Origin of the sequence: Synechocystis sp. FACHB-383 (assembly GCF_014698605.1) — a bacterium.
Classification (GTDB): domain Bacteria; phylum Cyanobacteriota; class Cyanobacteriia; order Cyanobacteriales; family Microcystaceae; genus Synechocystis; species Synechocystis salina.
The window spans coordinates 64,168-90,294 of record NZ_JACJTJ010000043.1 but is presented as its reverse complement, the minus strand read 5'-3'; the positions used below and the strand labels follow the sequence as shown (position 1 = coordinate 90,294).

Genomic DNA, 26,127 nt, shown 5'->3' with positions numbered 1-26,127 from the left:
GGAAGGATATTAATATGGGTTTTGACAATGTGCTGAAGTTTATGGTGGAGGCAGATCCACAGGCGTTTGTGGATTGGCTACTGCCAAATTCTGGGGATAATTCCTGGGAACTGTTGAATACGGAGTTAAAGCTGGAGCCGATTCGGGCAGATACGGTGTTTTTTTTGCAGGGTCGGGGGCGCATTCTGCATTTGGAGTTCCAAACAGAGCCCCAGTCTAAACCGGCAATGCCTTTGCGGATGTTGGACTATTGGGTACGGCTCCACCGTCAGTATGGCTGTGGCATTGAGCAGGTGGTGATTTATTTGAAACGAACCCAATCACCATTAGCGTTTGAAGACTGTTTTCAGTTTGAGCGAACCGTCCATTCTTTTCGGGTAATTCGGTTGTGGGAAGTGGAAGCGTCGTCATTTCTCCATCAGCCGTTTTTATTACCGTTGGCGGTGTTGGCAAAAAGTTCGGAGCCTGAAGGTTTACTGGCCAATGTGGCAAGGCGGGTAGATATAATCGAGGACAGGGCTGAACGCAATAATGTGGCCGCCTGTCTTCAGTTATTAGCTGGGATTAATTTTGAAAAGTCTTTGATTAATCTATACCTCAGGGAGGAAGTTATGCGGGAATCAGTGGTTTACCAAAGTATTGTGGCGGAGTCGATGCAGAAAGGCGAACAACAAGGCCTGGAACGGGGACTGCAGTTAGGACTTCAACAGGGGCTTCAGCAGGGACTTCAACAGGGACTTCAACAAGGGGAACAACTAGGGGAGGCAACCCTGATCTTGCGACAGTTAACCCGGCGGTTTGGGATATTGCCCCAAGTAGTAGCCCAGCAAATTCGACAGTTAGATACTGTCCAGTTAGAGAATCTGGGGGAGGCGTTGTTGGATTTCGACTCTATGGCTGATGTTGAAAAGTGGCTAGGAGATATGGAACGTGGCTGATACTCTCTATAGTCAAGATTTTTTTACCTGGACTCAGCAACAGGCAGAACTTTTATCCGTCAAGCGTTTTGATCAACTAGATTTAGAACATTTGATAGAGGAGATTCAAGATTTGGGGAATCGTCACTACGACCAACTTGAATCTCGCTTGATGGTTTTGACTGCCCATCTTTTGAAATGGCAGATTCAATATTGGAAGCGCGGTAATAGCTGGCGGGCAACTATCCGTGTTCAGAGAACATCCCTAGCAAAATTACTCAGGCGCAATCCTGGGTTAAAAACTCGTTTGGAGGAGGCTATGGCGGAAAGCTGGCAGGAAGCGAGGGATTTGGCCATTGCGGAGACTGATCTGCCTGATGAGCAGTTTCCAGATAGTTGTCCATTTACTGTTGCCGAAATTCTGGATTCAGATTTTTGGCCTAATAGTTAGGCCATTACAAGTTTTTGGGCTGAAGTTGATCGCCGTCTATGGCCTGTTCCCGCAATAGGCGATCGCCTTCCTGGAATTTAGGCTCAGTCTCCTACTGGGGTTGGACAACTTGTTTAAATAGGTCGAGGACTTATTTGATCGTGGTGATCATTGTTATTAATTTCCTACAACCATATCAATCGTGGCCAGCACTAAAATTTAAGTTTCATAGAAAGAGAATGTTATTTTTTGTAATCTAGTGACATATTTAAACATTTGGTAGTTATCTTTAAAAAATGAAAAGTAATATACAAAAACTCGCTCAACATTTATTGAGCTTTGAGTCTTATGATGAGCTAGTTAGATTGCTTGAGCAATCACTAGAGAAAAATGAAAATCAACTATGGGCTTACTGGGATTTAGGCTTGGTATATCTTTGGCAAGGAAAAACTGAACAAGCAGAACAAATATGGTTGTCTGGAATAACTAAAACTTGGGAAATGGGGATAAAAAACGGTGTGGGGCAATTGACTAATTATTTATTGAATGAGCTCAAACAACAAGAAAGAGAAAAAAATAATCATAAGGCTTGGTTATTACGCAATCAGTTACTAAGTCTCAATCCCGAAGATTGGAAAAATAATTTAAAATTAATTAAATTGTCTCATCTATTAGGAAAATTGACTCCGGAATGCTTGGCAGAATGGGATATGGTGGAGGGATTAACTCAAGCAGATAGTGAAGCTGTTGATAAAGAATTATTGCTAGAGACTGTATTGATAATTTTAAGTTATCCTATTGTTCTATCAATTAATTTTTTAGAAGCAAGTATACCGCTATTGAATGGGTTAGATTGGCTGGTGCCAGTCATGGAAGTCGGCGAGAAGATGGCTACGAAAAAATATTACTTTACGTATGCCAGTGATATTGCGCAAATATGCTGGCAATCTTGCCCACACAACTTGTCGACTATTTGCTATTTTACGGATTATTATAAGTTGTTAGGCAATGAAACTAAACTGGCTGAGTTCTCAGAGCTTCTATATGAATGTAGAGATATAAAGGAGCATCGGATTGACTTGAATTGTTTTATATATTCTCGAGTATTATTGTTGCTAATGCAACATAGCAATTGGGTGGAGATTGAGCAAAAACAGTTGTTTAAAAAGTTATGCCTGAGTCTGAATAAGTTATGTCAAGTGGAATGCGTTGTTATAGACAGTTTTATTGCACCTCGTTTCTGGGCAATAGGTTTTCCTTTGTTATATCTCCAGGATGATCCCGCGATAAATCGGCGTTACCTAAATTCGACAGCGGCCATGTTTCAAACAGCCTACGCAGAACCACAACAAAAACAAAAGTCTCAATCCTCTCTAATTTCATCGACTTCTAAATTTATAAAGAGGAGGTTAAAAATTGGCTATATTGGTCATACCTTTAGAAAACACTCCGTCGGTTGGCTGAGTCGTTGGTTGTTTCATTATCATGATCATAACCAGTTTGAAGTTTACTTGTATTTAGTCGCTCAAAATAATGATGAACTAACCGAGCAATGGATGTTACCGAATGCTGACAAAGTTGCCAGTTTTGGGCGGGACTCAAGGGAAATTGCAACAGCAATAGAAGCAGATCAACTGGATTTACTGATTGATCTTGATGGGCTGACCAATAACACAGTAGCCCAGGTATTAGCGCTCAAACCAGCTCCTATTCAAGTCACTTGGCTGGGGTCAGATGCTTCCGGCTTGCCTACAATCGATTATTATTTCGTAGATGAGTTGGTTTTACCTCGGGACAATCAGCGATATTATCGGGAACAGCTATGGTATTTACCAAATACCTATATTGCAGTGGATGGATTTGAGGTGGGAATACCAACAGTAACTCGACAAACACTGGGCATTAAAGAGAACGCAGTGATATATCTAGCTGTACAGCACAGCACAAAATACACACCGTCCATGGCGCAATTGCACTTGGGAATTCTACAGTCCGTTCCAGAAAGTATCTTATTGATTAAGGATCGCAATCGTAACTCTAGGTTACGTCAAATGGTACAAAATTTGGCTATGAACATGAAAATTGATCTAGAGCGACTGATTTTTCTCGATGGGGATGCCGATGAATCTACCCATAGGGCTAATTTGTCCATTGCCGATATCATTTTGGATACGTACCCCTACAGTGGAGCAACAACAACACTGGAAACTTTGTGGATGGGGATTCCATTGGTCACCTGGGTGGGGAAACAATTTTCAGCCCGTAATAGTTATGCCTTTATGCGCCAGGTAGGCCTGACCGCTGGCATTGCCCATAATGCAGATGAGTATGTGGAATGGGCAATTCGGTTGGGAAATGATAACCCACTACGCCAACAAATCCGACAAACGTTACTCGAAGCCAAGCAAACATCTCCTCTATGGCAAGGGGAAGCCTTTACGCGGGAGATGGAGGCGGCCTACAAAAAAATAATTGAGGGGGGTGATAGGTCAATGGAGAATCATGGGTAGGTTACAGCTAGAAGGGTTCCGACCAGTTATTTTAATTCCCCCTACAAAAGGAAGAAGTCAATCATGGCCAGTAATTTTAAATTCAAATTGCTCTCCCACCTAACCCAGAAAAAGGAAGAAAAAGGTTTCACCTTAATTGAACTGTTGGTTGTAGTAATCATCATTGGTGTACTTGCTGCTATCGCCCTGCCTAACCTGCTCAACCAAGTTGGTAAAGCTCGTATGTCAGAGGGTAAGACCACTCTTGGGGCTATAAATCGTGGTCAGCAAGTATACCGCACCGAAAACCCTGTGTTTGCATCAGCCATAACGAGCCTTGATACTAAGGTTCCTGCAAGCGGAAAATATTTCTCGTTTGCCGCTAGCGGTGCCGGTAGTACCGCTGTAACAAATACCGCCACTGCTCTCGCCCCAGACGGAGATAATACAACTACAATCACAACTGCAATTACCTACACGCCTGCAGACGGAACTTTTACCTTGACTAATGGTTCTGTAACTCCATCTAAGTCTGGAAACTGGTAGATAATAGTTGGGTATTTAGAACAATAAAGGGTGGGGCTGAAACAAGTTGACACAATTCTTTTCAGCCCTGTTTAGTGCGCCGTTTTGAGGAGTCTTTTGAGCATGGTGTTTGGCATCGTTAAGTACTAAAAACTTAGCAACGTAAACATGTTAAACAGGTTATACGGTAGGAAGAGATCTGTTCAAAGCAAAAATGGTGAAGCCTTAGGTCGGGGGTTCACTTTGCTGGAACTCTTGGTCGTTGTAATGGTAACCGGGGTGCTGACAGCCATAGCTTTGCCCAGTCTTTTTAGGTTTGTTGGTAAAGCTCGGGAGGTTGAAGCAAAGGAAGGCTTGAGCGTTATCGGGTTTGCTCAGCAGGGTTATCATTTTGAGAACAGGGTTTTCTCTAGTAGTTACCCCGAAATGGGCATAGCGCTCAGCCAAAATTACTATGATTTTTCTGTTGTGAGTTCTAGTCAGTCTACAGCGGTTAGTAATGCCGTTCCAAAGAATTTGGGCAATGATCCTTATCGAGCCTATTCGATGGGGGTGTATTATGATCAGGGACCGGGAGTCTTTAGCATGAAACTTTGTCAAAGTCCCTATGGCGCTGTGGTCAGTCAAGCACCTGCCTCTTCTAGTGGTATTTGCAGCAACGGCGGTGTTAACATTCAGTAGATGTGCCCTTTGTTGAATAGACCTATATTTTTTTCCCATGAGCCACAAAAGTTTACTGTTCAGTATCTTACTTGTGACGGTTAGTCTTTCGTGTGTTATCCATCTTCAGTCTTTAAGCATTATTAATATAAAAGACTCTGCAAGATCGCAAGACCGTAGCCTTCAGGTAGAAAATAAAAAACTAAAAATAACCACATTGGGCAAGACCCCATCTCTTGGTTTTAGTAATTTGATGGCTGACTGGTTGTATTTACAATTCATTCAATACTTTGGAGATAATGAAGCTAGAGAAAAATCCGGTTACTCATTGATTGCAGACTATTTTGAGCAAATTATTAATAAAGATCCTTTGTTTAACAATGCTATTTCTAGGTTAGACGTAGCATTGTCCTTATTCGCTGGGGAACCACAGGAAAGTGTTAATCTTCTAGCAGACACATTAAAAAGGCAACCTATAACATTTAAATCATCCGTTCCTACCTATTATTTATGGCGAGCTAAGGGTAATAACGAGCTCCTATTTCTTGGAGATACGGATGCAGCCAAAGAATCTTATCTTAAGTCCATTAAATCTGCTCAGGCTTACAATACAGAAGACAGTAGGCGCATTGTAGAAATTAGCAAAAGATCAATTGAGTTTTTAAAAAGCAATCCTGATAGTGAATTTGCTCGCATTACTGCCTGGATGAACATCTTGAGTAATAACCCAGACCAGAAAACTATCAGACGAGTCACAGAAGAAATTGCTGCTTTAGGTGGAAAAGTTGAAGTTTTAGAGGATGGAGTTATTCAGATAAAAATGCCACAAAAGGATAATTAACTTACTGGGATAATATTGGGATAATATTATGTTCTTTGTTGGTTGCTTCAAGAAAGAACTGTTCTAAACCAACAATACATTCTCTATCTTCAAAAATACGATATTTATTGACTTTAATCCTATCTTTTATTGACTGTCTCCAGGAAGCATCTAATCCAAGTCGCACAGCAATGTTAATGTATTCATTTTCATTAGAAGCAATAGTCACGGTCAAATCTAACATTTTTAAGATGGCATAGGAATGACGTGCTCGCATTAGCTTGTCTGGTAAAGTAACAATAGGTAGTTCGTTAGAAATTGCTTCCATTGTAGTAAATCCACCCGACCAGCTTAAGCAATCAAGAAAAATATCTACCAATTGCGTCACTCTACTAAAATCTGACTTATTCAATCTTGGCAAAAAATGGCAGTATGATTTATAGTTTAAATTAAATTTTGAAAATGCTAATTTAAGACGATTCCTAAAAGTATTAGTCACAATAGGACTATGATCAGACTCAATAAAAACAAATAGAAACTTGTCGCTGTATTGAGCTATGGATGCGAAAATGTAATCATGTTGGGGAAGATATTTAAATAAACTTTGACAACACCAATAAACAATTTTTTCTTCTCCAATTTCGTAATCACTACGTCTTTTTTCTAGTCGAGGATATTTTCGCTTACTAATAGGAAAAGCTAGATTAGGAAGGCGAATCAATTTCTCAGAATAGTGCTGATCTCCATCTTCTGGCTCCATTAAATCACTGGACAAAAAATAATCAACACATGGACTTCCTGATGTAACTGGATGCGCCCAAGTAGTACATTGAACAGGGGCTAAGCGTAGGCAGGATAGAGGACCAACTCTAGCAGAAACAGCAATTTCAGGCATAATTAAAATATCGAGTTGGTCGAACTCAATTTTCCGACATAAATCAATTAAATTATCATCTTTATCTAAGTACCACATTTGATGGCTATATTGCTTAAATTTATCTCGCGTTGGTTCAGATTTTTCTGGTTCAATTCGAGAAAGATCGTAGATATAAAAATCAAATTTTTCCTTATCAGAATATTTAAGCCATCCAATATAAAGTTGCCCTAATCCATCTAAGTGTTGCGAAACGAAACCAACACGTATTTTACGTTGATTAATGTCAGAGCTTAGAATTTTGTTTTGACAAAATTGAGGGTAAGCCACTTTAAGAATTGAGTGAAGATAAGTTGAATATTTTTTCTGGATAGTTAAATCATTTTGTCCTTGATAAGCTAGATAAAAGCTATTGTTTTTATTTATGCCAACAAATGCTTCGTTTGCTTTATCTAAAGTTGATGGCAAATATTGATCCAATAACTCAGTCAATAGTGAACTATAGCGATTGCGGTAGAATTGAATATCTTCATCATTTTCAAAAACCACAGGCAGAATTGATTGATTAAAAGTTCGAAGAGCAAGATCTTCTGGAAATACGGTCAAAGATTGTTCTATAAACTCAATGGCTCTTACCGTCTGATTAGTCCTAACATAGGATTGGCCTAAGCTGAGACATAGTTCAATATCAAGTTTTGCATCTATTAGATATTCTTCAAAATAATCAATAGCTTTATCATAATTATCAGAGGCATAGTTAATATAACCCAAATAAAGAGTTGCCTTGGGATATTTTTTGATTTTAAAAATTTCTTTTACATTATTTTTAATATGAGGTTGTCCCAATTTATGGGATTTTTTTAGGAGGCGATGATAACAGTCCAGAGCATTTTCAAAATCTTCTTGTTGATAATATAGATTTCCTAACGCAATGTAAGCATTTAAAAAGTTGGGATCAAGATTAATGACTTTATTGTAAGCATCAATGGCATTAGAGTAATTCTGCTGTTTGTCTAAAATTAGACCTAGACCATAATAATTATCGGAAGAAGCATCTTTTTCTAAAGCCTTGAGTATTGCACTTTCGGCTTCTGGATAGTTTTCTAAATGGTAAAAACATAGAGCGACAGAATGCCAGGTATGATTATGGCTAGAATTTAAATTTAGTATATCGGAATAAACAATAATTGCTTTTTCGTATTCTTGCTGAAGCCCGTAGCTTGTACCTAATTTGTATAAGAAATTCATTAAATCAGATAAAAGTTCAGCGTTTTCATATTCAGGCTGAATAACCAGAATATTTTCATATATAATTTTTGCATAACCTATTTTTTTTATCGTAATATTTTCTTTGACTTTAATTTCCAGAAAATTTATTAGCTCAATGGTCCACTGTTCGACTTCTTCTATGGTCCCCTGTAACAATATTGACAACCAAATTTCCTGAGCTAATTCTTCGCTTTCCTGTAGTAAATAAACAAGTCCCAAATACCAATACAACTCAAGATTTGTCGGGTCTTCGTCAATTTGCTTCTCTAAAATGGCGATCACCCTTTCATAGTCTTCAGCGTCAATCAAACCATTAATCTGCTCTATATCCAAAGTCATAGCAATCAGTCATTTTTTTAACACTTATGGTTAGAATGTTGCCCTAACCACACCAAAAACCAAACATAGCTTAAAAAAACTTAATCATTTTCCCAGATGAGACTTTGGTATCTTGACTTCGACGTTGGCCTCAATGGCAATAGAATATCGTACAATTTATTGTATGGCTTATTCACATAGTTTAAAGCTTATGCAACATAGTATCCATAAGAAAATTATAAACCATTATTGGGATCCCTACGCTCCAATCCAAACAAAAGTCTTATCCTTGCTTAATCCTGAGTCACTAATTGTGGAAATTGGGCCAGGCCATATCCCTTTTGAGTTAGCTACAGAATTTATTGACTGGCAACTGTCTCCCCGTCTCAAAGGAAAGAAAGTTCATGTCATGGACATAAATACAGAATTATTACCCTATGACGACAAAAGTGTTGATTTTATTTACTGCCGTCATGTTCTTGAAGACATTTATAATCCGGCCTGGGTTTGTCAAGAAATGTCTCGGGTGGCAAAAGCTGGATACATTGAGACCCCTTCTCCCATTTCAGAATGTTGTCGAGGCGTTGATGGAGGAAGTCCATTCTGGAGAGGATATATCCATCACCGCTACCTGGTTTGGGTAGACGACGGAGATATGCTAACATTTCTACCAAAATATCCGGTCATAGAATATCTTGACTTTGGGGAAGAGGATGAATACATCATCGAACTTTTAAATCAGGGAGGACTGCATTGGAACACTTATTATTTATGGGAAAATGAGATCAATTTTCAATATCTTCAGCATGACAGTGAGTTTAAGGTTCAAGAGAATTACCTAGAGGTCATAAAAGAAGCACTCAGTATTTCAGTGATAAATGCAATCAATGTCTCCATTGTAACCGGTTAAGGATTGTAGGTAATGAAACATAGCTCATCACCATTTCCTAAAAACAACAAAAGACATATAACCAGTATCAATAAGTATCTGTTCACATAATCCCTCTTCTATAATCTCGTCGATCACCATCTTGACAGGGGAGTTGTTTTGCCTGTCTGGAGTGTACCAGCCATAGTAGTCATGAAGGACAAAATATCCGCCAGATCTTAAATACCAAGGTATATAGTTAAGAACATCTGCCTTGCACCCTGCATAGCTATGGTCTCCATCAATGAAAATAAAGTCAAACTCTTCTTGAAATGTAACTTCGTCAGAGCGGGCATTAATAAATTCAACATATTCTTCCAACTTTGCTAGTGTAATCAAATTCTGCGATTCAACCGTAGGGCAAGGATCAATAGAATAAAGCTTACCTTTAATAGGTTTGTCAAATTCAGAATAATTAATTTCTGGTCTTTGTTTATGTTGTTGTGGTTCTTGCCAGCCAATAGACAAAAATTTTAGAGCATTTGCTAGACATAAGGTAGAAAACCCTTTAAAACGACCTATTTCAAGAATCCTTGTAGACTTCGTACTAACTACCAGTGAGAATAGTGTCATTCCTAACCCTAGTTCTGAACCACCGGAGGCAAGGGAACTTCTCATGAAGTCAAAAAATGTGCCAAAGTAACTATCAATTTTTTCATGGTTATCAGCCAAGTATTCGGTTTCCATTAGCTGCTCAGGACTTTGGTTCATAAACTTTACTCTAGATGAATTTAAGATGGTGCTGACAACTATTCTAGTAGAGAAATGAACTCGTGGATCGCATTTATGGAATTTCGATTATTATTTTCTGTTAATCTTTGTATTTCTAATTCCACAATCTTTTCAAAGATGCCGTGCAAATCTGATGATTCACTTGTCTTGTTATTTGAAACACACAATAAAAGGATAGAAATAGCAGCTTCTTGCTCACCTAGTATTACCAAAGACAAGACTAGATAACAATAGTAAAATACATTATCAGGATAAACTGAAATAGCCTCTTCATACAGAGTAATAGCTGATTGATAATCTTCAAGACAGAAAAACTTATAACCTCTAATTTCATAAAGTTTTTCGAGCCATTCTTGAGCACGTTCTTTCCAAACATAATTCTGTTGACAATAATCAACTTGACTTTGTAATTGTTCTTCCACTCTATTAGCATCTGTTGTTTTTAACTTAGTAATGTATTCAATAATTGCTTCAACAAAATCCCGTTTATAAATTTCCAAATCCGGATTAAACGTCACTAAAGTTGCAAATCCTGCTGTTGTCTCTGGTAATGCCCCTAGGTCGCTAGTAATGACATGACAACCACTAGCCAGTGCCTCCATCACAGCAATACAAGATGTCTCGGAAAATGTGTTTGGATAGGATAAAATCGAGACTCCCTTTAGAGCTTTTGCCAACTCTGGCTGTGATAAAGACCCCACATAATCTACGCCCTCAATAGCATTTAGAGCTTCATATAAACTGCCAAAATCTTTACTGTCCTGTTCATCCGGCATTTGATAAACTTTCATACTAGAGAATATTTTTAATTCAGCGCTAGGAAATTTCTCTCGTATTTTTGGAAAAATATCTACTAAAAGATCCAGTCCTCGAAAAGGAGTACTTGTATAAGCGAGAGTAATAGGCTTGGATTTAGTAGTCAAAATCGAAGTTTGGTTCTTAAATAAATCTTCAAAAGCAAAACTAATCGCATTTCTGACAATAGTAATTTTCTCCCTTTCTATATCAAATTTTTCAATAAAACATTTTGCCTGCCAATCACTAATAAAGAAAAAAGCATCATAGGCTTCTCTCTCTTTTTGTTTATGTAAATTCTGTACTGCCGGTTGGTCATGCGCGTGTTGATTCCAAAGAATAATATTTGTTGCTTCTCCACAAATCTCTCTTAACACCTCGCCACTATTCGCACCATTAAAACAAATGACAAAATCAAACATTTGCCAAAGCTTATTAGTCACACAATTAATAGGTAAACAAGTAACTCCATAAGAGATAGTTGGTGCTGATACCTGATTGACTATGAATATCTCATGCCCCAGATTGGCTAGATTCATTGTTAGATAACACAATGCCGATTGTGATCCCCCCAATGGAGCCTCAAATACTGTACCCACTGAGTAATCAAATCCAATTAAGTCAAAAAATACTATTTTCATTACCATCTCGCAACAGTGCATCACCTCTTAGGACCCAAAAACCGTGAGTAGTCTTAACTCTTTTGCTATACTATTTTATTGATGAAGTCATGTCACCAGTCTACCCACAGATTTTCTAAAATAGCTCACTTCTTCAAAAAACTTAGCAGTTCCTCTCTATTTCGATAACCAATCTTCATTCAGTAACTTTTCGAGTTTGACAAGGGAATCTTCAAGGAATCCGCCCGAAGGCAGTTGAGAATGCTTACTTGCCAATTTTTCAAGTGTTGAGGATGATAACATTCAAGCTGAATTTCCTAATCAAAAACACGCTGGATAATCTCCAGGGAACCCAAATCTTGCTGAACTAAATCAGGAAATTGAGATAGTCCATCCAAAATGACATCTGCCAAATTATAACGAGGGTCAGACCCATAATTGAGGGTTAAATATTCCATAATTTCTAGTGCATAATCAGGAAAATTTAAAATATCAGCAATGAAAGTTAACTTTAATAATTTCTGAGGGTCATTTTTAGTTTTTTGCAACAAATCTCGAAAATAAAACGCATCTGCCCACAACAATTGACCTGGACGAATTCTCGATGCAATGGGAGAACGTGAACGAACACCATAGGAAGTAGCTAAATCAAATAAGGTAAAATCTCTTTTACGAAGATAAACATCAACATCTGCAAATAAAGGTTGGCCTTCATACAAATGGGAAAATTCCACTTCAATTTGAACGGCAAAAATTGTTTTGAGAATCTCCTGTCCCCCTTCCAGTACAGATAAATCTGCTCCCTGTACATCCACCTGCAAAAAATCTATTTGATTAATCCTTGCTTCTCGACAAAATTCGTCTAACGTGGTAGTTTCCAATCCAATAGAAAAATCAAGATTCACTAACTCCGGCAATCCCTGAAAACGAGCTAAATAGGGCTCATTCGGTGGATACAAAGAACTACACATTGGGTTTTGGGTAACATATAACGTTCTTTCTCCGACCTTATCACTCAAAGCAATGGGAATATGTTCTTCATTCCAATTAACTTGTCTATTTTCTAAATCAGTATTGGCCGCATCACAAGCGTCCGCATCAGCATCAAAGCCATAAATTGTAAGATTCGGCGCAAAAATACCCCAATCACTACTGCCATAATCATCATGTTGACCTAACTTGCGCGACCCGACATTACAGACTGTCATGTGTAAATTAGTTAAATGACCATGACGTTTGAGAGCTTCTAAAAACACTGACATAATACTTTTTAGCTAAAATAATTATAGGGTTAATTTAATGGTTTCTAATCGCAATAATATTGAGACTTCCCCCAACTTGAGCAACGGACTCAATAGGAATTAGTTGCCGTACATAGGGTTGATAACGAAGCAGTTGATAACCAATCGAAACTAAATATTCCGCCACTGCCTGATTGCTGCCATGACTCCCCGCAATGTTTTCATACAAAATAACCGGCGAAAATTTCGATAAAACCCTTTCACTACCCGCCAACACCGCTAACTCATGGCCCTCTGCATCGATCTTAATAATATCAACTCGTTCCAACCCATCTTGCTCAAACAAATAATCCAATGTAAAACATTCTACTACTTCAACCACTCCCCCTTCTCGATCATCCATAATCAATTCATTTAACTCACTAGCTGAATTTAACGATAAACGAGCCGTACATTGGCGATTACTTGCTGCTCCAGGACAGACCGTCACCCAATCAAAGCCATTAATTTGACAAGTTTCCTGCAAACAACGAACACAGCCCAAAAACGGCTCCACCGCCAAAACCCTACCCGTTTCCCCCACCTGCTTTGCCGAACTAAACGTATAAACCCCCACATTAGCTCCTACGTCAATAACCGTCATCCCCGGTTTAATCCAATCCCGCCAAAATTCCATCTCATCCTCAAACCAATCTCCTTCTGCTATCAATACGCTGGTCACCAAACTTTTAAAACTCGCCTCCACCGCCAGAACAATATCATCATCAAAAACAACATATGTAAATGGACTATCTACTGCCAAATCCGTCCATTTTTTTGATTGATCCCCCGGAACTGATTTTGACTCATAGGCTAACGCTAACCACCTTTGGGCCTCTGCTACTTTCCCCACATCCCGACAAGCCAAATAAAGTGCCTGCATTAACTGATGATCATCTGGTGCTACGTCATGGACATGACATAAATAATAAATCCCCTCCCACTGCTTCGCCGTACACATCGCCGCCCCTAGCTTTAGGTTTAACCCCGACGAATTTGGATTAACCCCCCGCGCCAATTGTAACCAACGCAATCCCGTCTGATTGTAAAAGACCAATGAAGAAAAACATAGCGCCTCACTTAGCAAAAGCAACAATCTTTGCTTTAAAGAAGCCTTGCTTAGAATATAAATTAACACCCTAGCGCGATACCTTTCTAATCCACTCTTGACAACAGGCAGATAAACCAGAGCGCCTTTATGATTAACCTCCAAATTCTGCGTCGTTAACGTCAACCAACCATCCCAAGCTAAATTCACCGCTTGGGATCTATCGCCAATCATCGACATCAAAAACGATAAATGGGCTAAGGCAATACAGCTTTTCTCAATCGATAGACTATTATTCAACGCCTCCAACGCCATTTCTACATAAAGCTGTCTAACCGTCAAATCATCGCAATATTCCGCCTCGATCAACGCAATCACTGCAATCTGGTTAAAATCATCAACGGATTGGGGATTTTCCCATTGCGTATTCTCCAGACAAGCAACAACACCTGACACGATACCAGGGTTAATATCCGGGCAAATGTTACTTAGATAATTTGAATAGACCTTAACGGCGTTACTGGCATCATTCATTAAATACTGGCTTCTGGAAATCTACAATCTTCAACCTACCCCAAAAACCCAACGACGATCGCCTCTTCAAAAAACTTAACCAAACCAGATAGTGTTCCCATAACTCACGGTGTAGCATCATCTCCATCAAGGCGATCGCCTAGGGCAACCAATCTTCATCCAGTAACTGCTCGATACTAGCAATGGGTTGCTCGGGAAATATATCAATGGGTAACCCGGAATCATCAGCTAATAATTCCCTTGCATCTTGATATAATTCGTCAAATATTTGGACAAGGTAATTTTTCAAACTAGGACTAGCCTTTAATTCTCGTTTAATTTGTTTGCGAAAATTACGAATTTCTCTGCGCCAGTGATTTTGATTATAATTTCTTTCAGATTGCCAATAGCCTAATTTGAGAAGATGCTCTATTAACCCTGTCATTAAGCTTTCGAGCTTTCTTTTGTCACTGCGCCCTAAACCTAATACCTCTTCAATTAAATTTTCCCAATCCAGACTGTCTAAATCTTTGCATTGCAACTTTTGTACGGTGTCTAAAATCCATAAATTGTAATCGGTATCATAAAGATTTGTATTGGTTTTGCGGAGTTCAGCAACCATAGTATTTACCTCGTAATTAGTTATAAATCTTATTTTAACTTCCACTCAATCAATGGGGATAACATCTATACACCCAAATGAGTCATGTAGCGATCGCCTAGGGTAACCAATCTTCATCAATTACCTGTTCAAGAGTAGCAATAGGATATTCGGGAAACTTACTGAGTGGAAGTTGAGAGTGTTTGGCCGCTAATTTTCTGCCTCTTTTATACCCCTCAGTTAAATAATCCCTTGCATAGTTACGTAAACTCGGACTATCCTCTAATACCTGAATAAATTGTAAGCGGAAATTTAAAATTTTCCTTTCCCAACGCTCTTGATTCCGAACAAGTTCTGCTTGCCAGTAAACAATCAAAAGGAGATGTTCAAAAATATGATTGAGAAGACTTTGTAGTTTATGTTTATCGTGCCGACTCAAGTCTTCTATCTCCTCAATTAAATTTTCCCAATCTAGACTTTCTAGGTCTTTATTTTTTAATTTGGCGATGGTCTCCAAGACCCAAAGATTGTAATCGGCATTATAAAGATTTGTATTAGTTTTGCGGAGTTCAGCAACCATAGTATTTACCTCGTAATTAGTTATAAACTTAATTCTAGTTTTCGTCTATTCCGGTAACCAATCCTCATCTAGTAAATCTTCCAGGGTCGTGATGGGAGCTTCTGGGAAAGTGCTGAGGGGAAGTTGAGAATGTTTGCTTGCCATTTTTTTTCCATCTAAGTAACAAGAATGAAATTTATTGTCCAGATAATTATTAAGACTAGGACTGTCTGCTAAAAGACGGTTAATTTGTTTACGATAATTAAAGATTTCCCGTTCCCAATGCCCCCTATTTCTGTACTTTTCTGCCTGCCAATATTGCAAAATTAGGAGGTGTTCAATTAATTTCATGAGCAGACTTTCAAGTTTTCGCTTATCTCGCCGGCCCAAATCTTCTATCTCCTCAATTAAATTTTCTAAGTCTAGGGCAGAAAATTCTTGCCTTTTAAGTTTTGCCGCCATATCCAACACCCAGAGGTTATAGTCGGTGTCATACAAAGTTTTGCTTTCGGTGAGTTCTACAACCATACTTTTCACCCCAATCAATGAATCGATTATAGACGGGATTGTTGGTGATAATTAAGGGTCTGTGACTTTCTCCGTTCCGATCTTGGACACTGGCAGAAATTGTCCTCCCAAATTGGCATCTTGGGTCTGATGTGACTAGAATCGGAAATAGGTTTATATTCACATTTGTTTACAATCACTCGCCGCTACCATGGTCAAACCCGTTAGCTTGCTCCGTGCCCAATCCTACGAAGCAGTAAGTTTACTGGCTTCCCTGAGAACTTTAATTGAACCCCTCGGCGGCATGGGCAACTTTGTCAAACCAGGTGATCGGGTTTTGCTCAAGCCCAATTTGTTGACTGGTAACCGGCCCGGCAGGGAATGTATTACCCGCCCTGAAATGGTAGCCGCCGTGGCCCAGCTGGTGCAGGAAGCAGGCGGTAAACCGTTTATGGGGGATAGTCCTGCGTTTGGTTCAGCCCGGGGGGTGGCAGAGAATAACGGCTATTTGCCTCTGTTGCAGGCATTGAATATTCCCATTGTGGAATTCCGGGGGGGGCGCTATGCCACTGATAGCGATAATTTTAATCATTTGCGCCTGTCCAAGGAGGCCATGGATGCAGACGTGGTGATTAATTTACCCAAGCTTAAATCCCATTCCCAATTGACCATGACCATGGGGGTAAAAAATTTATTCGGTTGCGTCCCCGGCAAAATGAAAGCTTGGTGGCACATGGAAGCCGGCAAGGATGCCAATCGCTTTGGGGAAATGTTGGTGGAAACTGCCAAGGCGATCGCCCCGGATTTAACCATTTTGGATGGCATTATGGCCCATGAAGGCAATGGCCCGATGCACGGTGACCCCAGGGAAGTGGGGTTATTGGCCGCTGGCCCCGATGTGTTTGCTCTAGATTTTGTCATCACCGATATTTTGCAACTAGACCCCGCTACTATTCCCACCATGGCGGCCCAAGAACGGCTAGGACTCAATCCCACCCCCGCTGAATTGACCTTTCCTCTGGCCCATCCCCGGGAGTTGGTGGTAGATAATTGGAAACTACCGGAAGTGTTGATGCCCATTGATTTTGGCCTGCCCAGGGTATTGCGCTCCACGTTCAAACATTTTTACATTCGCTTTGTCAAGGAACCCTTACATATCTATACGGGGAAAGCTTAGTTACGGGAACTTTCGTCAAATAGGCTACATAAAGCCCGCCGTTCCGGCCTTAACCTAAAGATAAGACATAAAGTCAATATCACCCTCCGATTGCTAGAGGTCGCCCATTGCTTCAGTGGCGGCTTTCTTTTTCGTGTTTATCTGTACTTTAGAGACGGATATTCATGGCTGGATTTAGGCTAAATTTAAATTTTTCGTTATCGGCGGCCAGGGGCGATCGCCGTGGTGGGGGCAGGGGGTTTGTTAAGATTCTAAAAACTGCAAATGGCGCTCCCCATGCTCATGGACTGGATTCCTTTCGAAATTCCCATTAATACGGCGATGATTGCCGGCGCAACCCTATGGGCATTGGGGCTGTACCTAACTTGGGGCAGTGGGCGCAATTGGCTAATTGAACAGTTGCAACGGTGGTTTAATTTTGCCGAACGTTCCCTCTACACTTCTGTAGAAGAATATGAACGCACCAGGGAGGCTCGGGAAGCCCAGAATGCTTTCTATGCTTCGGTGATGAGTATTTTGCCCTTCCTCGTCATGGGAGCCCTTTGTAATTGGGGCTTGAAATGGGGCTTAGGAGGGAGTTGGTCCATCAGCTTGGCCATATTGACGGTCTTCACAGGGGCAGTTTACGCATTGGGGAAACAAAGTAGCAATGAATAGGGTGGTAGAAAAAAGGAAGACGGCGATCGCCAAGGTAGAAAAGTTAGGCCAGCAAAATTATCCACTGGGTCGGAGTTGGGGACGAAAATTAGTCAGTATGGTGTTGTGTTGCCTCATGCTGACTTTTTCCTTAGGAGGTTGTTTTTCTCCGGAACTAAAAGACCAGGTGGTTTTTTCCGTGTTGAGCGATCCCAAAACTTTTAATGCCGTTCTGTCCCAGGAATCCCCCAACGTTTTTGGTTATATCTACGAAGGGCTAATCAGGGAAAATCCCCTCACTGGGGAAAGAACACCAGCTTTGGCGGAAAGTTGGGAAATTTCGCCGGATAATTTGACCATCACTTTTACCCTCAGGGGAGGTCTACGCTGGTCGGACGGAGAACCCCTCACTGTCGATGATGTACTATTTTCCTACAATGATCTTTATTTAAACCCCAAAATTCCCAATAATTACCGGGACGGTTTGAAGGTGGGAGAAAGTCAGGCCGAACCGAAGATCACAAAAGTAGGCGATCGCCAGGTGGCTTTTAACATCCCAGAACCCTTTGCCCCCTTTTTAGACACGGCCCAATTTCCGATTTTGCCCGCCCATATTCTGCGGGAAACGGTGGAAAAGACCGATGAAAATGGTAATCCCTTATTTTTAAGCACCTGGGGCACCAACACTCCCCCGGATCAAATTGTGGTCAATGGTCCCTATAAATTAGCCCGCTACGTCACCAGCCAACGGGTAATTTTTAGTAAGAATCCCTACTACTGGGAAAAGGGCCCCAACGGTGAATCCCTGCCCTATATTCCCCGGGTGGTGTGGGCCATTGTGGAAAGCACCGATACATCCCTGCTGCAATTTCGTTCTGGCAGTTTAGATTCCCTGGGAGTGCCGCCGGAATCCTTTTCCCTGCTCAAACAGGAGGAGGAACGGGGTAATTTTGTCATCTATAACGGTGGCCCCACCTACGCTAGCACCTATTTAACCTTTAATCTCAACCAAGGTAAGCGCCAGGGCAAACCCTTAGTGGACCCAATTAAATCTCGCTGGTTTAATAATCTCAATTTCCGTCAGGCGATCGCCTATGGCATTGACCGGGAAAGAATGGTTAATAACATTTATCGAGGGCTGGGGGAAAAGCAAAATTCCTTTATCCCCGTGCAATCTCCCTTTTTTAATCCCGATGTCAAAGTCTATAGCTATGACCCAGAAAAAGCGCAAGCATTACTAAAAGCAGGGGGCTTTACCTATAACAATCAACAACAATTATTGGATGATCGGGGTAACCGTGTCCGCTTTGTGCTCAACACCAATGCCGGCAATAAAGTGCGGGAAGCTTTGGGTACTCAAATTCAAGAAGATCTAGGTAAATTGGGCATGCAAGTGGACTTTAGCCCCATCAGTTTTGGCGTGTTAGTGGACAAGTTAAGCAATAGCTTAGAGTGGGATGCGGTGGTTTTAGGACTGACCGGCGGCAACGATCCCCATATACCTAATGTTTGGTATGTTAAGGGCAATTTACATATGTTTAATCAGCACCCCCAGGCCGGCGCCCAACCTTTACAGGGACAAACGGTGGCTCCCTGGGAGCAGAACATCGCCAATTTGGCCCTAAAAGCGTCCCAAATTATTCCCCAACAGGAACGAAGTCTGGTTTACGACCAAATGCAGATGGAGGTGCAGGAATATTTGCCCTTTATTTATCTGGTGAGTCCCTATTCCCTCTCGGCGGTGCGCAATCGCTTCTGCGGCATTGAGTATTCTGCCCTAGGGGGAGCGTTCTGGAATTTGCCTTCCATTAGTTTTTGCGACCATCCACCAACGGCGGTGATGAATTCCCCTGGGCCGGGGGGGGAGTAGGGGCTGGGGTCGGCACCACAATGGGAGGATTTTGATATTCTTTGACCTTATCCTCTAGATATTTAAAGCGGGCATACAGTTTATTGAGGCGATCGCCGCTCTGACGATTTTCTTGCAGTTGCTGATTTAGGGCAGCTTCAAACTCCCGCCGTAGGGCTTTCTGTTCCCCAATCAGTTGGGCAATGGTATCGTTTTGACTCCTGATGGTGTTTTGCAAATCTTCCAAACGGGCCTTTTCTTCAATTACAAACGGTAGTCCCCCCTGGAGAAAATAGTAAATTCCCCCTCCACAGAGCACAGCCCCCGCAAAGATCAGACCCCCCATTAAAGTGCGGAAATAGCTCCTCTGCCGCCGTCGAAATTCCCCCAGCAAATTTAAAGCTGCTTCACAACCAGGGTCTAAGGATAGACATTGGCGCACCCGCAAATGCATTTGATCTGCATCCTGGGCACGGTGATGGTGTTTCCACTTACCGAGGTGGGCTTCAGCGGAACAAAGCAAAAACTTTGATTCTCCAGGATTAAAGGCGATGGCATCGTCCAGCTCCGCAATGGCATCATCCCAATAACCCAAACGCATATAGCCCTGGGCTCTGGTGAAATGGTCGGTTGCCTGTTTTTGGGCGGCCTTGATTTCCTCCGGCTCAATGCCCAGTTCCCCGGCGATCGCCTCTAGTTCCGTGCTGGTAGGAATGCGCTGGGTGGATTGACTTAACTCGGTCACCCGTTGGATATAGTTCTCAATTACCCCGCTGTGGACCAATGCCATGGCCTAGTTGTCCTCGGCGCTAATGTCTTCCTCGATAATTCTAGCTTAGGAGTTTGGCTAGGCTTTGGGGACGGGGACCAAAAGGGAAAACGACTCCACGGGAGAACAGGGAGCCGATTTTTGAGTTCTTAACAACTTGGAAACGGAAAAAATTAGGGTTAACCCCCCCATAACTAACGGGTAGGGGGTCCTTCAACCTTTAGAAGCGGAAATTCCCCTGTCTCGCTTTAACAGAAAGGAGTAGTTCACAATAAGTTCTAACCGAACTGTTCTTCCACTTCCAAATCAAACAGCATTTTGAGGGAGCGCAGGCATTGCTTACGGGCTTCAATGTCCTGTTGGGCCCGCAGTTGCACCATGGGTTCATGGAGAATTTTGTTGACGATGCCCCTGGTGAGGGCTTCGATTACTTCTTGATGTTTTTCGGCAAACTCGCTGCCCAGACGGGAAAGGGCTTTTTCCAATTCCTGTTCCCGAATATCTTCCACCTTACTGCGGAGGGAACTGATGGTGGGCACCGTTTCCAGCGATCGCCACCAGAGGTCAAAGGCGGCAATTTCTTCTTCTAGTAAAGCCTCTGCTTGCCGGGCCATCTGCCGACGGCTGGCTTGGTTTTGAGCCACCACTTCCTTAAGGTCATCCACGTTGAAAGCCCGCACTTGTTCCATGGCGTGGACATCGGCGGCCACGTTACGGGGCACGGAAATATCCACTAGCATTAAGCTCTTGCGGTTAACCACACAGCCAGTCAAGTTCTGGCAATCCAAAATCGGTTCCGTCGCCCCAGTGCTGGTGAAGACAATATCCCCAGCGGCGATCGCCGTAAACATATCGGTGAGGGGACAGAGGGTCAGTTGGGCTTGGGGGAATTGGTTGGCTAAATCCTGGGAACGGCGTTGGGAACGGTTGACAATGGTAATGTCCGTAGCTCCCTTGGCCAACAAATGTTTTACCAGCAGGCAAGCCATTTTACCGGCCCCGATAATGACGGTTTTTTGGCTCGATAAATCCACCTGACGATGAACCAACTCCACCGCGGCGGAACTAATGGACACAGCCCCCGTACCAATGTCCGTTTCTGTTCTGACCCGACGACCGGCGGTAATGGCTTGTTTAAAGAGGCGATCGAGCAGACGACCCACCCCTTTATATTTCTGTCCCAACTTATGGGTAGTACGCACTTGGGCGAGAATTTGCCCTTCCCCCAGCACCAAACTTTCCAGGCCAGCCGCCACCCGCATCAAATGGCGCACCGCATCTTCGTGGAGGAGGGTAAACAAATAACGGCGTAGGGTTGCCAGGGGAATATTGCCAATTTCGGAAAGGAATTGGGTAATTTCCACCACCCCCTTTTCCGTGTCCGTCACCACCGCGTAAATTTCCAGGCGGTTGCAGGTGCTAATGACAGTGACTTCTTCGATGTGGGGATAACTCCGCAGATGGGTTAACGCTTCCTCCAACTTAGCTTCTTGGATGCTGAGTTTTTCGCGAATTTCCACCGGGGCTGTCTTATGGCTCAGTCCCACAACGGCAATATTCATGGGTTCTCCTAAAGGATTCTCTAATAAGGTGGTGGTCGCAAAAATTACGACGTTTTTTGTTAAACAAGTTTCTCTAATCTTTGCAATGTAGTCCGAATGGCAGACCACAATCAAGGGTCAATACCGCCGGGGCTCATGAATTTTTGTTAAGTAAAACTAGCTCCGGTAACCATTGGGAAGTTTGCAAAATCTTTTGTAGGGATAATTCTTTTTCCAGCAAACAGGCGTGGCCGCTGTGGGGCAATATTTTCACCATGGCCTTGGGAAGATGGGCCTGTAACTTGTGGGCTTCTTCTACGGAAGGCAGTAGTAAATCCCGGCCACTGGCCAAAATTAAGCTGGGGGCGCTGATTTTTCCTAGGTCTAATCCCTGTTGGTTGAAATTTTGCAATAGGGCCAACCGTTGGGCCACGATCGCCGGAGGAATGGAGCGCATGGCATTGAGCAATTGGCGACGATCCCGGGGTTGTAAACGTTCTACGGCGGCTAAAAAGGGTAGCCCGGTGAGGGTAGTGACCGTTTGTAGGGCGCTGGGTAACCACTGATGGAAAGGAATGCCCCACTGTAACCAAGGGCGACGGTCAAAGGCGGTGGCAGGATTGACCAAAATTAACTTGGCCACTTCCCGGGGATATAAACAGCTATAGGCCAGGGCCAAGCAGCCCCCAAAGGATTCCCCACAGAGGTAGAGGGGCAACGTTAACCCCTCCTGTTGCTGGATTAATTGGTGTAAGACGTTGGCGATCGCCGACCAATCGTCTGGGAGAGGCCCCGGAGTCAGGCGCAGAGCCAGCAGGTTAAAGTAATCCACCAACTCTGGCCGTTGTCGATAAAACAATTTACCCGTGCCATCCAACCCAGGCAAATAAAGCAAGCTGGGCCGTTGGCGATCGGGGGGATGAAGATTAACTAACTGCATTTTCTGTTAGATTTGTTGACGTAATTCTCTCCCTACCTATGGACGTTACCATTTATCTTCGTTGGTCCGCCTACGCTACGATCGCCAGTTTTATTTTCATGGTGCTGGCCTTTATCTTCCGTTGGGGATTCCGCTTTCGCCTGGTGGGGGTGACGAGCTTCATGACGGTTTTAACAGTGGGTATTTTTGGCCTCGGTTTGGGCATGTTTGACCGCCCGGCGGTGGAAGGGTCGGTGCGCTTCAATCGGGTGTATGACAATGGCGCCAATCAACTTGTCATTAGTGTGCCGGTGACCGTATCCCCCACGGAAGTGGAAGCCACTCTCAAACAGGCCGCCAATAATTACTTTTCCCTCGGCCGCATTTCCACCGATGGCAATGAACAAATGGTCATTCGGGCCCGAACTTTGGTCCATCCCCAGCCCGGCCTGACTAAACCCCTCTATCTAGGCTCCGCCTACCGCACCCTAGGCACCAAGGAAAACGATCAAATTGAGATTAAACTTGACCGTAAAGCCCTCCAGGAATTAGCACGCAGTCAGCCGGCATGAAGAATTTTTTCCAGCAAATGGTGGCTAGTTTCCTCGGAACCTTGGCAGCCATTGTGGTTTTGCTTAGCCTTGGGGCCAGCAGTTTGGTGTTGTTGTTCGTACTGATTGCGGCTGAGGCAGACCCCGTACTGGAGGAAAAAACTGCCCTCATTCTCGATCTAGCTACCCCCATTCGGGACACCAGCCCCACCCTCAATTTACAGCAGGGTTTACTGGGCAATCGGGAGGAAATTTTACCCCTGCGAACGGTGGTTAATGCCATTGAAAAGGCCGCCGGAGATGACCGCATTGTGGCCCTATTAATTGATGGTCGTCGCAGTAACCAAGTGGAAGGTTATGCCAACTTGAGTGAGGTGCAACAGGCCCTAGCTAAATTCAAACAATCGGGCAAAAAGATTATTGCCTACGGCCTTAACTATAGTGAACTAGGCTATTATTTGGCTTCCACTGCCGACTCCGTTTTAATTAATCCCATGGGTGGGGTGGAAATGAACGGCTTGGGAACCCAGCCAATTTTTTTTACTGGAGCGTTGGCCAAGGCTGGCATTGGGGTCCAGACCCTGCGGGTGGGTAGCTACAAAGGGGCCATTGAACCTTACACCAGGGAAAACCTGAGTCCAGAAAATCGCCAGCAACAACAGCTCCTGCTAGAGCAAATTTGGCAAATTTATTTAACCAGTGTTGCTGATAATCGTTCATTAACAGTGCCCCAACTCCAGGCGATCGCCAATGAAGAAGGTTTACTCTTTGCCGACATAGCCCTAAGGGAAAATTTGGTGGACAAAGTGACCTATTGGGATGAAGCTTTGGCGGAGTTAAAACAGTCAGGGGTTTGGATTAATGACTCCGATAAAGCGGATGAAGAAGAAGAACAGGAGTTTAGAAAAATTAGTTTGGCTGAGTACCATCGGCTACAAACATGGGAAGCCGAAAGCCACGACCAAGGCCCCAAAGTAGCCATTGTTTACCTAGAAGGTTCCATTGTTAATGGTAGGGGCACCTGGGAAAATATCGGCGGCGATCGCTATGGGGAACTATTGCGGACTATTCGCCAGGATAATGACATTAAAGCGGTGGTACTCAGAATTAATAGTCCCGGTGGTAGCGCCAGTGCAGCGGATATTATCTGGCGGGAAGTGGAGCTTTTGCAGGCCCAGAAACCAGTGATTATTTCCATGGGCAATGTGGCAGCCTCCGGTGGTTACTGGATTGCCACCGCTGGGGAAAAAATTGTCGCCCAACCCAACACCGTCACCGGTTCCATTGGGGTTTTTAGCATTCTCTTTAACGTGGAAAATTTAGGCGATCGCCTGGGGCTAAACTGGGACGAAGTGGCCACTGGAGAGTTGGCCAATGTGGGTTCCAGCATTAAACCCAAAACCGAGTTGGAGTTAGCTATTTTCCAACGGGCGGTGGATAGAGTTTACGATGTTTTTTTAGACAAGGTAGGCAGTGCCCGCAATTTACCCCCCGCCGCCTTGGATTCCGTGGCCCAGGGGAGAGTTTGGACTGGGGTGGAAGCTCAAAAAGTTGGGCTAGTGGATCAACTGGGGGGACTGCAAACGGCTTTGACCTTAGCGGCGGCCCAAGCAGAGTTGGGAGAGCAATGGCAAGTAAAGGAATATCCCACCCCAAGGGGGCTAAATTCCCTCCTGTGGGGCAATCTCAGCCATAGTTTCACCCAGGCTAATTCCTTTGTCCTACCACCATTTCTGCAAAGCAATTGGCAACAGTTAGAGCGGGAATTGACAGAGTTGGCCCAATTCAATGATCCCCAAGGTATTTATGCCCGCTTGCCCTTTACCTTCCATCTCCTTAATCCTTAACCATTTTTTGGTTGGTTGAATCCATGGCAAACCAGAATTTTCCAGTCTACAATCATCCCCAAACGGTGGTCATAGTGGGGGCATCCGGGGGCATTGGTTTAGGTTTTGTGCGTTATTTCCTTACCCAAGTTCCCTTTCCGGTCAAAATTTGGGCCACCTACCGCCAGGCGATCGCCGAGTTGGATCATTTAGCCAAGGAAAATCCTGACCGTTTAACTCTAGTGTCGTTGGATATTACTTCAGAAAGTCAGATTGCACAATTTAGTCAGCAATTGGGTAAAACCGAAGTTAATTGGCTGATCAATTGTGTGGGCATTCTCCATGTGGATGACAACCCACCAGAAAAAAGTTTGCGCCATTTACAGCCATCACAGTTACAGCAATATTTCGCCGTTAATAGCATTGGCCCGGTGTTGTTAGCCAAACATTTTTTGCCCCATTTCCGCCATGCTTCCCCCAGTGTTTTTGCCACTATTTCCGCTAAAGTGGGGAGCATTGGCGATAACCAGTTGGGCGGCTGGTACGGTTACCGAGCTTCTAAAGCGGCGCTGAATATGTTGCTCAAAAATACGGCGATCGAATACCGTCGAGTTGCGCCCCAATGTGCAGTAATTTTGCTCCATCCTGGTACCACTGATACCTCTTTGTCTCAGCCATTTCAGAAAAATGTTCCCCCAGAAAAGTTATTTACTGTGGAGCGCACTGTGGGGCAATTAATGGCGATTTTGTTGCAGGTAAAATCAGAAAATAGTGGCACGTTTTATAGTTGGGATGGCAGTATTTTGCCCTGGTAATCTGTCCGTGAAAGTTCTACATACAGCTGATCGAGCCAAAATCAGGAGATTGCAACTATCGCTTTTCTATCTTCCCTTTTCTGATAGGAGAGCGATAACTTTTGGGGTGAGTCAATTGTTGTTGTGATGGCGCAGCAATTTTGTTTCTGCAACAAACTG

24 protein-coding genes are annotated in these 26,127 nt (G+C 43.0%); 13 read left to right on the top strand and 11 right to left on the bottom strand.

Annotated features, from left to right (window positions below):
• Positions 1-14 precede the first annotated feature (14 nt).
• The 6 genes from H6G45_RS13165 (at position 15) to H6G45_RS13140 (ending at position 5,862) form a co-directional block, all read left to right on the top strand.
• Complete coding sequence (locus H6G45_RS13165) at positions 15-938, top strand: DUF4351 domain-containing protein (RefSeq protein WP_190598871.1); 924 nt, start codon at positions 15-17, stop codon at positions 936-938.
• A complete protein-coding gene (locus H6G45_RS13160) occupies positions 931-1,368 on the top strand; it encodes a DUF29 family protein (protein ID WP_190598870.1) in 438 nt (145 codons plus the stop codon). Before H6G45_RS13165 ends, H6G45_RS13160 begins: the two co-directional genes overlap by 8 nt.
• Positions 1,369-1,643: 275 nt before the next feature.
• Complete coding sequence (locus tag H6G45_RS13155) at positions 1,644-3,857, top strand: hypothetical protein (protein WP_190598869.1); 2,214 nt, start codon at positions 1,644-1,646, stop codon at positions 3,855-3,857.
• Positions 3,858-3,920: 63 nt separating this feature from the next.
• The gene (locus H6G45_RS13150; protein WP_190598868.1) at positions 3,921-4,382 is read left to right on the top strand and encodes a type IV pilin-like G/H family protein; all 462 of its coding nucleotides are present in this window, start codon (positions 3,921-3,923) and stop codon (positions 4,380-4,382) included.
• Positions 4,383-4,604: 222 nt separating this feature from the next.
• A complete protein-coding gene (locus H6G45_RS13145) occupies positions 4,605-5,042 on the top strand; it encodes a type IV pilin-like G/H family protein (protein ID WP_190598867.1) in 438 nt (145 codons plus the stop codon).
• 37 nt (positions 5,043-5,079) lie between these two features.
• Positions 5,080-5,862 (top strand): hypothetical protein, encoded by a 783-nt coding sequence (locus H6G45_RS13140; RefSeq protein WP_190598866.1) that lies wholly within the window; start codon positions 5,080-5,082, stop codon positions 5,860-5,862.
• A gap of 1 nt (position 5,863) precedes the next feature.
• Here H6G45_RS13140 and H6G45_RS13135 read toward each other — a convergent pair whose 3' ends face one another.
• The gene (locus H6G45_RS13135) at positions 5,864-8,323 is read right to left on the bottom strand and encodes a tetratricopeptide repeat protein (protein WP_190598865.1); all 2,460 of its coding nucleotides are present in this window, start codon (positions 8,321-8,323) and stop codon (positions 5,864-5,866) included.
• Between the two features lie 133 nt (positions 8,324-8,456).
• Between H6G45_RS13135 and H6G45_RS13130 the strand changes: the two genes are divergently transcribed.
• A complete protein-coding gene (locus tag H6G45_RS13130; RefSeq protein ID WP_190598864.1) occupies positions 8,457-9,212 on the top strand; it encodes a methyltransferase domain-containing protein in 756 nt (251 codons plus the stop codon).
• 27 nt (positions 9,213-9,239) lie between these two features.
• Here the strand turns inward: H6G45_RS13130 and H6G45_RS13125 are convergent, their stop codons facing one another.
• The 7 genes from H6G45_RS13125 to H6G45_RS13095 form a co-directional block, all read right to left on the bottom strand.
• Positions 9,240-9,941, bottom strand: a complete 702-nt coding sequence (locus H6G45_RS13125; protein WP_190598863.1) for a class I SAM-dependent methyltransferase — start codon at positions 9,939-9,941, stop codon at positions 9,240-9,242.
• A gap of 38 nt (positions 9,942-9,979) precedes the next feature.
• The gene (locus tag H6G45_RS13120) at positions 9,980-11,398 is read right to left on the bottom strand and encodes a glycosyltransferase family 4 protein (protein ID WP_190598862.1); all 1,419 of its coding nucleotides are present in this window, start codon (positions 11,396-11,398) and stop codon (positions 9,980-9,982) included.
• Positions 11,399-11,694: 296 nt separating this feature from the next.
• Positions 11,695-12,639 carry an FkbM family methyltransferase gene (locus H6G45_RS13115; protein WP_190598861.1) on the bottom strand — a complete coding sequence of 315 codons (945 nt, stop codon included), beginning with the start codon at positions 12,637-12,639 and terminating at the stop codon, positions 11,695-11,697.
• A gap of 34 nt (positions 12,640-12,673) precedes the next feature.
• A complete protein-coding gene (locus tag H6G45_RS13110) occupies positions 12,674-14,239 on the bottom strand; it encodes an FkbM family methyltransferase (RefSeq protein WP_190598860.1) in 1,566 nt (521 codons plus the stop codon).
• 139 nt (positions 14,240-14,378) lie between these two features.
• Positions 14,379-14,840 (bottom strand): DUF29 domain-containing protein, encoded by a 462-nt coding sequence (locus tag H6G45_RS13105; RefSeq protein ID WP_190598859.1) that lies wholly within the window; start codon positions 14,838-14,840, stop codon positions 14,379-14,381.
• A 97-nt stretch (positions 14,841-14,937) separates the two neighbouring features.
• The gene (locus H6G45_RS13100; RefSeq protein ID WP_190598858.1) at positions 14,938-15,399 is read right to left on the bottom strand and encodes a DUF29 domain-containing protein; all 462 of its coding nucleotides are present in this window, start codon (positions 15,397-15,399) and stop codon (positions 14,938-14,940) included.
• Between the two features lie 45 nt (positions 15,400-15,444).
• The gene (locus tag H6G45_RS13095) at positions 15,445-15,906 is read right to left on the bottom strand and encodes a DUF29 domain-containing protein (RefSeq protein ID WP_190598857.1); all 462 of its coding nucleotides are present in this window, start codon (positions 15,904-15,906) and stop codon (positions 15,445-15,447) included.
• A gap of 190 nt (positions 15,907-16,096) precedes the next feature.
• Here H6G45_RS13095 and H6G45_RS13090 point away from each other — a divergent pair, with 190 nt between their 5' ends.
• The 3 genes from H6G45_RS13090 to H6G45_RS13080 all read left to right on the top strand — a co-directional run bounded on the left by H6G45_RS13090 (position 16,097) and on the right by H6G45_RS13080 (position 19,568).
• Positions 16,097-17,062 (top strand): DUF362 domain-containing protein, encoded by a 966-nt coding sequence (locus H6G45_RS13090; protein ID WP_190598856.1) that lies wholly within the window; start codon positions 16,097-16,099, stop codon positions 17,060-17,062.
• Between the two features lie 264 nt (positions 17,063-17,326).
• Positions 17,327-17,719, top strand: coding sequence for a hypothetical protein (locus tag H6G45_RS13085; RefSeq protein WP_228024061.1), 393 nt, complete (start codon positions 17,327-17,329; stop codon positions 17,717-17,719).
• Positions 17,712-19,568: an ABC transporter substrate-binding protein gene (locus tag H6G45_RS13080; RefSeq protein ID WP_199309757.1), complete on the top strand. Its 1,857-nt coding sequence runs from the start codon at positions 17,712-17,714 to the stop codon at positions 19,566-19,568. The genes H6G45_RS13085 and H6G45_RS13080 overlap by 8 nt, the downstream gene beginning before the upstream one ends.
• On the opposite strand, the gene H6G45_RS13075 is transcribed toward H6G45_RS13080, so the two are convergent.
• The 3 genes from H6G45_RS13075 to H6G45_RS13065 all read right to left on the bottom strand — a co-directional run bounded on the left by H6G45_RS13075 (position 19,507) and on the right by H6G45_RS13065 (position 22,797).
• Positions 19,507-20,337, bottom strand: coding sequence for a hypothetical protein (locus tag H6G45_RS13075; RefSeq protein WP_190598855.1), 831 nt, complete (start codon positions 20,335-20,337; stop codon positions 19,507-19,509). The genes H6G45_RS13080 and H6G45_RS13075 overlap by 62 nt on opposite strands.
• Positions 20,338-20,594: 257 nt before the next feature.
• Entirely contained in the window at positions 20,595-21,878 is a 1,284-nt protein-coding gene (gene hemA / locus H6G45_RS13070; protein ID WP_190598854.1) for a glutamyl-tRNA reductase, read from the bottom strand.
• 133 nt (positions 21,879-22,011) lie between these two features.
• On the bottom strand, positions 22,012-22,797 hold the full coding sequence (locus H6G45_RS13065) for an alpha/beta hydrolase (RefSeq protein WP_190598853.1): 786 nt from the start codon (positions 22,795-22,797) through the stop codon (positions 22,012-22,014).
• A 38-nt stretch (positions 22,798-22,835) separates the two neighbouring features.
• Between H6G45_RS13065 and H6G45_RS13060 the strand changes: the two genes are divergently transcribed.
• The 3 genes from H6G45_RS13060 to H6G45_RS13050 are packed head-to-tail and all read left to right on the top strand — an operon-like array spanning position 22,836 to position 25,968.
• Entirely contained in the window at positions 22,836-23,348 is a 513-nt protein-coding gene (locus H6G45_RS13060) for a Ycf51 family protein (RefSeq protein WP_190598852.1), read from the top strand.
• Positions 23,345-25,174, top strand: a complete 1,830-nt coding sequence (sppA, locus tag H6G45_RS13055) for a signal peptide peptidase SppA (protein ID WP_190598851.1) — start codon at positions 23,345-23,347, stop codon at positions 25,172-25,174. Before H6G45_RS13060 ends, sppA begins: the two co-directional genes overlap by 4 nt.
• 23 nt (positions 25,175-25,197) lie before the next feature.
• The gene (locus tag H6G45_RS13050) at positions 25,198-25,968 is read left to right on the top strand and encodes an SDR family NAD(P)-dependent oxidoreductase (RefSeq protein WP_190598850.1); all 771 of its coding nucleotides are present in this window, start codon (positions 25,198-25,200) and stop codon (positions 25,966-25,968) included.
• Positions 25,969-26,127 lie beyond the last annotated feature (159 nt).

Coding starts and splice junctions, on each gene's coding strand:
- H6G45_RS13165 (WP_190598871.1), top strand. CDS start 15: ATGGGTTTTGACAATGTGCTGAAGTTTATGGTGGAGGCAGATCCACAG.
- H6G45_RS13155 (WP_190598869.1), top strand. CDS start 1,644: ATGAAAAGTAATATACAAAAACTCGCTCAACATTTATTGAGCTTTGAG.
- H6G45_RS13150 (WP_190598868.1), top strand. CDS start 3,921: ATGGCCAGTAATTTTAAATTCAAATTGCTCTCCCACCTAACCCAGAAA.
- H6G45_RS13140 (WP_190598866.1), top strand. CDS start 5,080: ATGAGCCACAAAAGTTTACTGTTCAGTATCTTACTTGTGACGGTTAGT.
- H6G45_RS13135 (WP_190598865.1), bottom strand. CDS start 8,323: ATGACTTTGGATATAGAGCAGATTAATGGTTTGATTGACGCTGAAGAC.
- H6G45_RS13130 (WP_190598864.1), top strand. CDS start 8,457: ATGGCAATAGAATATCGTACAATTTATTGTATGGCTTATTCACATAGT.
- H6G45_RS13125 (WP_190598863.1), bottom strand. CDS start 9,941: ATGAACCAAAGTCCTGAGCAGCTAATGGAAACCGAATACTTGGCTGAT.
- H6G45_RS13120 (WP_190598862.1), bottom strand. CDS start 11,398: ATGAAAATAGTATTTTTTGACTTAATTGGATTTGATTACTCAGTGGGT.
- H6G45_RS13115 (WP_190598861.1), bottom strand. CDS start 12,639: ATGTCAGTGTTTTTAGAAGCTCTCAAACGTCATGGTCATTTAACTAAT.
- H6G45_RS13110 (WP_190598860.1), bottom strand. CDS start 14,239: ATGAATGATGCCAGTAACGCCGTTAAGGTCTATTCAAATTATCTAAGT.
- H6G45_RS13105 (WP_190598859.1), bottom strand. CDS start 14,840: ATGGTTGCTGAACTCCGCAAAACCAATACAAATCTTTATGATACCGAT.
- H6G45_RS13100 (WP_190598858.1), bottom strand. CDS start 15,399: ATGGTTGCTGAACTCCGCAAAACTAATACAAATCTTTATAATGCCGAT.
- H6G45_RS13095 (WP_190598857.1), bottom strand. CDS start 15,906: ATGGTTGTAGAACTCACCGAAAGCAAAACTTTGTATGACACCGACTAT.
- H6G45_RS13090 (WP_190598856.1), top strand. CDS start 16,097: ATGGTCAAACCCGTTAGCTTGCTCCGTGCCCAATCCTACGAAGCAGTA.
- H6G45_RS13085 (WP_228024061.1), top strand. CDS start 17,327: ATGGCGCTCCCCATGCTCATGGACTGGATTCCTTTCGAAATTCCCATT.
- H6G45_RS13080 (WP_199309757.1), top strand. CDS start 17,712: ATGAATAGGGTGGTAGAAAAAAGGAAGACGGCGATCGCCAAGGTAGAA.
- H6G45_RS13075 (WP_190598855.1), bottom strand. CDS start 20,337: ATGGCATTGGTCCACAGCGGGGTAATTGAGAACTATATCCAACGGGTG.
- hemA (WP_190598854.1), bottom strand. CDS start 21,878: ATGAATATTGCCGTTGTGGGACTGAGCCATAAGACAGCCCCGGTGGAA.
- H6G45_RS13065 (WP_190598853.1), bottom strand. CDS start 22,797: ATGCAGTTAGTTAATCTTCATCCCCCCGATCGCCAACGGCCCAGCTTG.
- H6G45_RS13060 (WP_190598852.1), top strand. CDS start 22,836: ATGGACGTTACCATTTATCTTCGTTGGTCCGCCTACGCTACGATCGCC.
- sppA (WP_190598851.1), top strand. CDS start 23,345: ATGAAGAATTTTTTCCAGCAAATGGTGGCTAGTTTCCTCGGAACCTTG.
- H6G45_RS13050 (WP_190598850.1), top strand. CDS start 25,198: ATGGCAAACCAGAATTTTCCAGTCTACAATCATCCCCAAACGGTGGTC.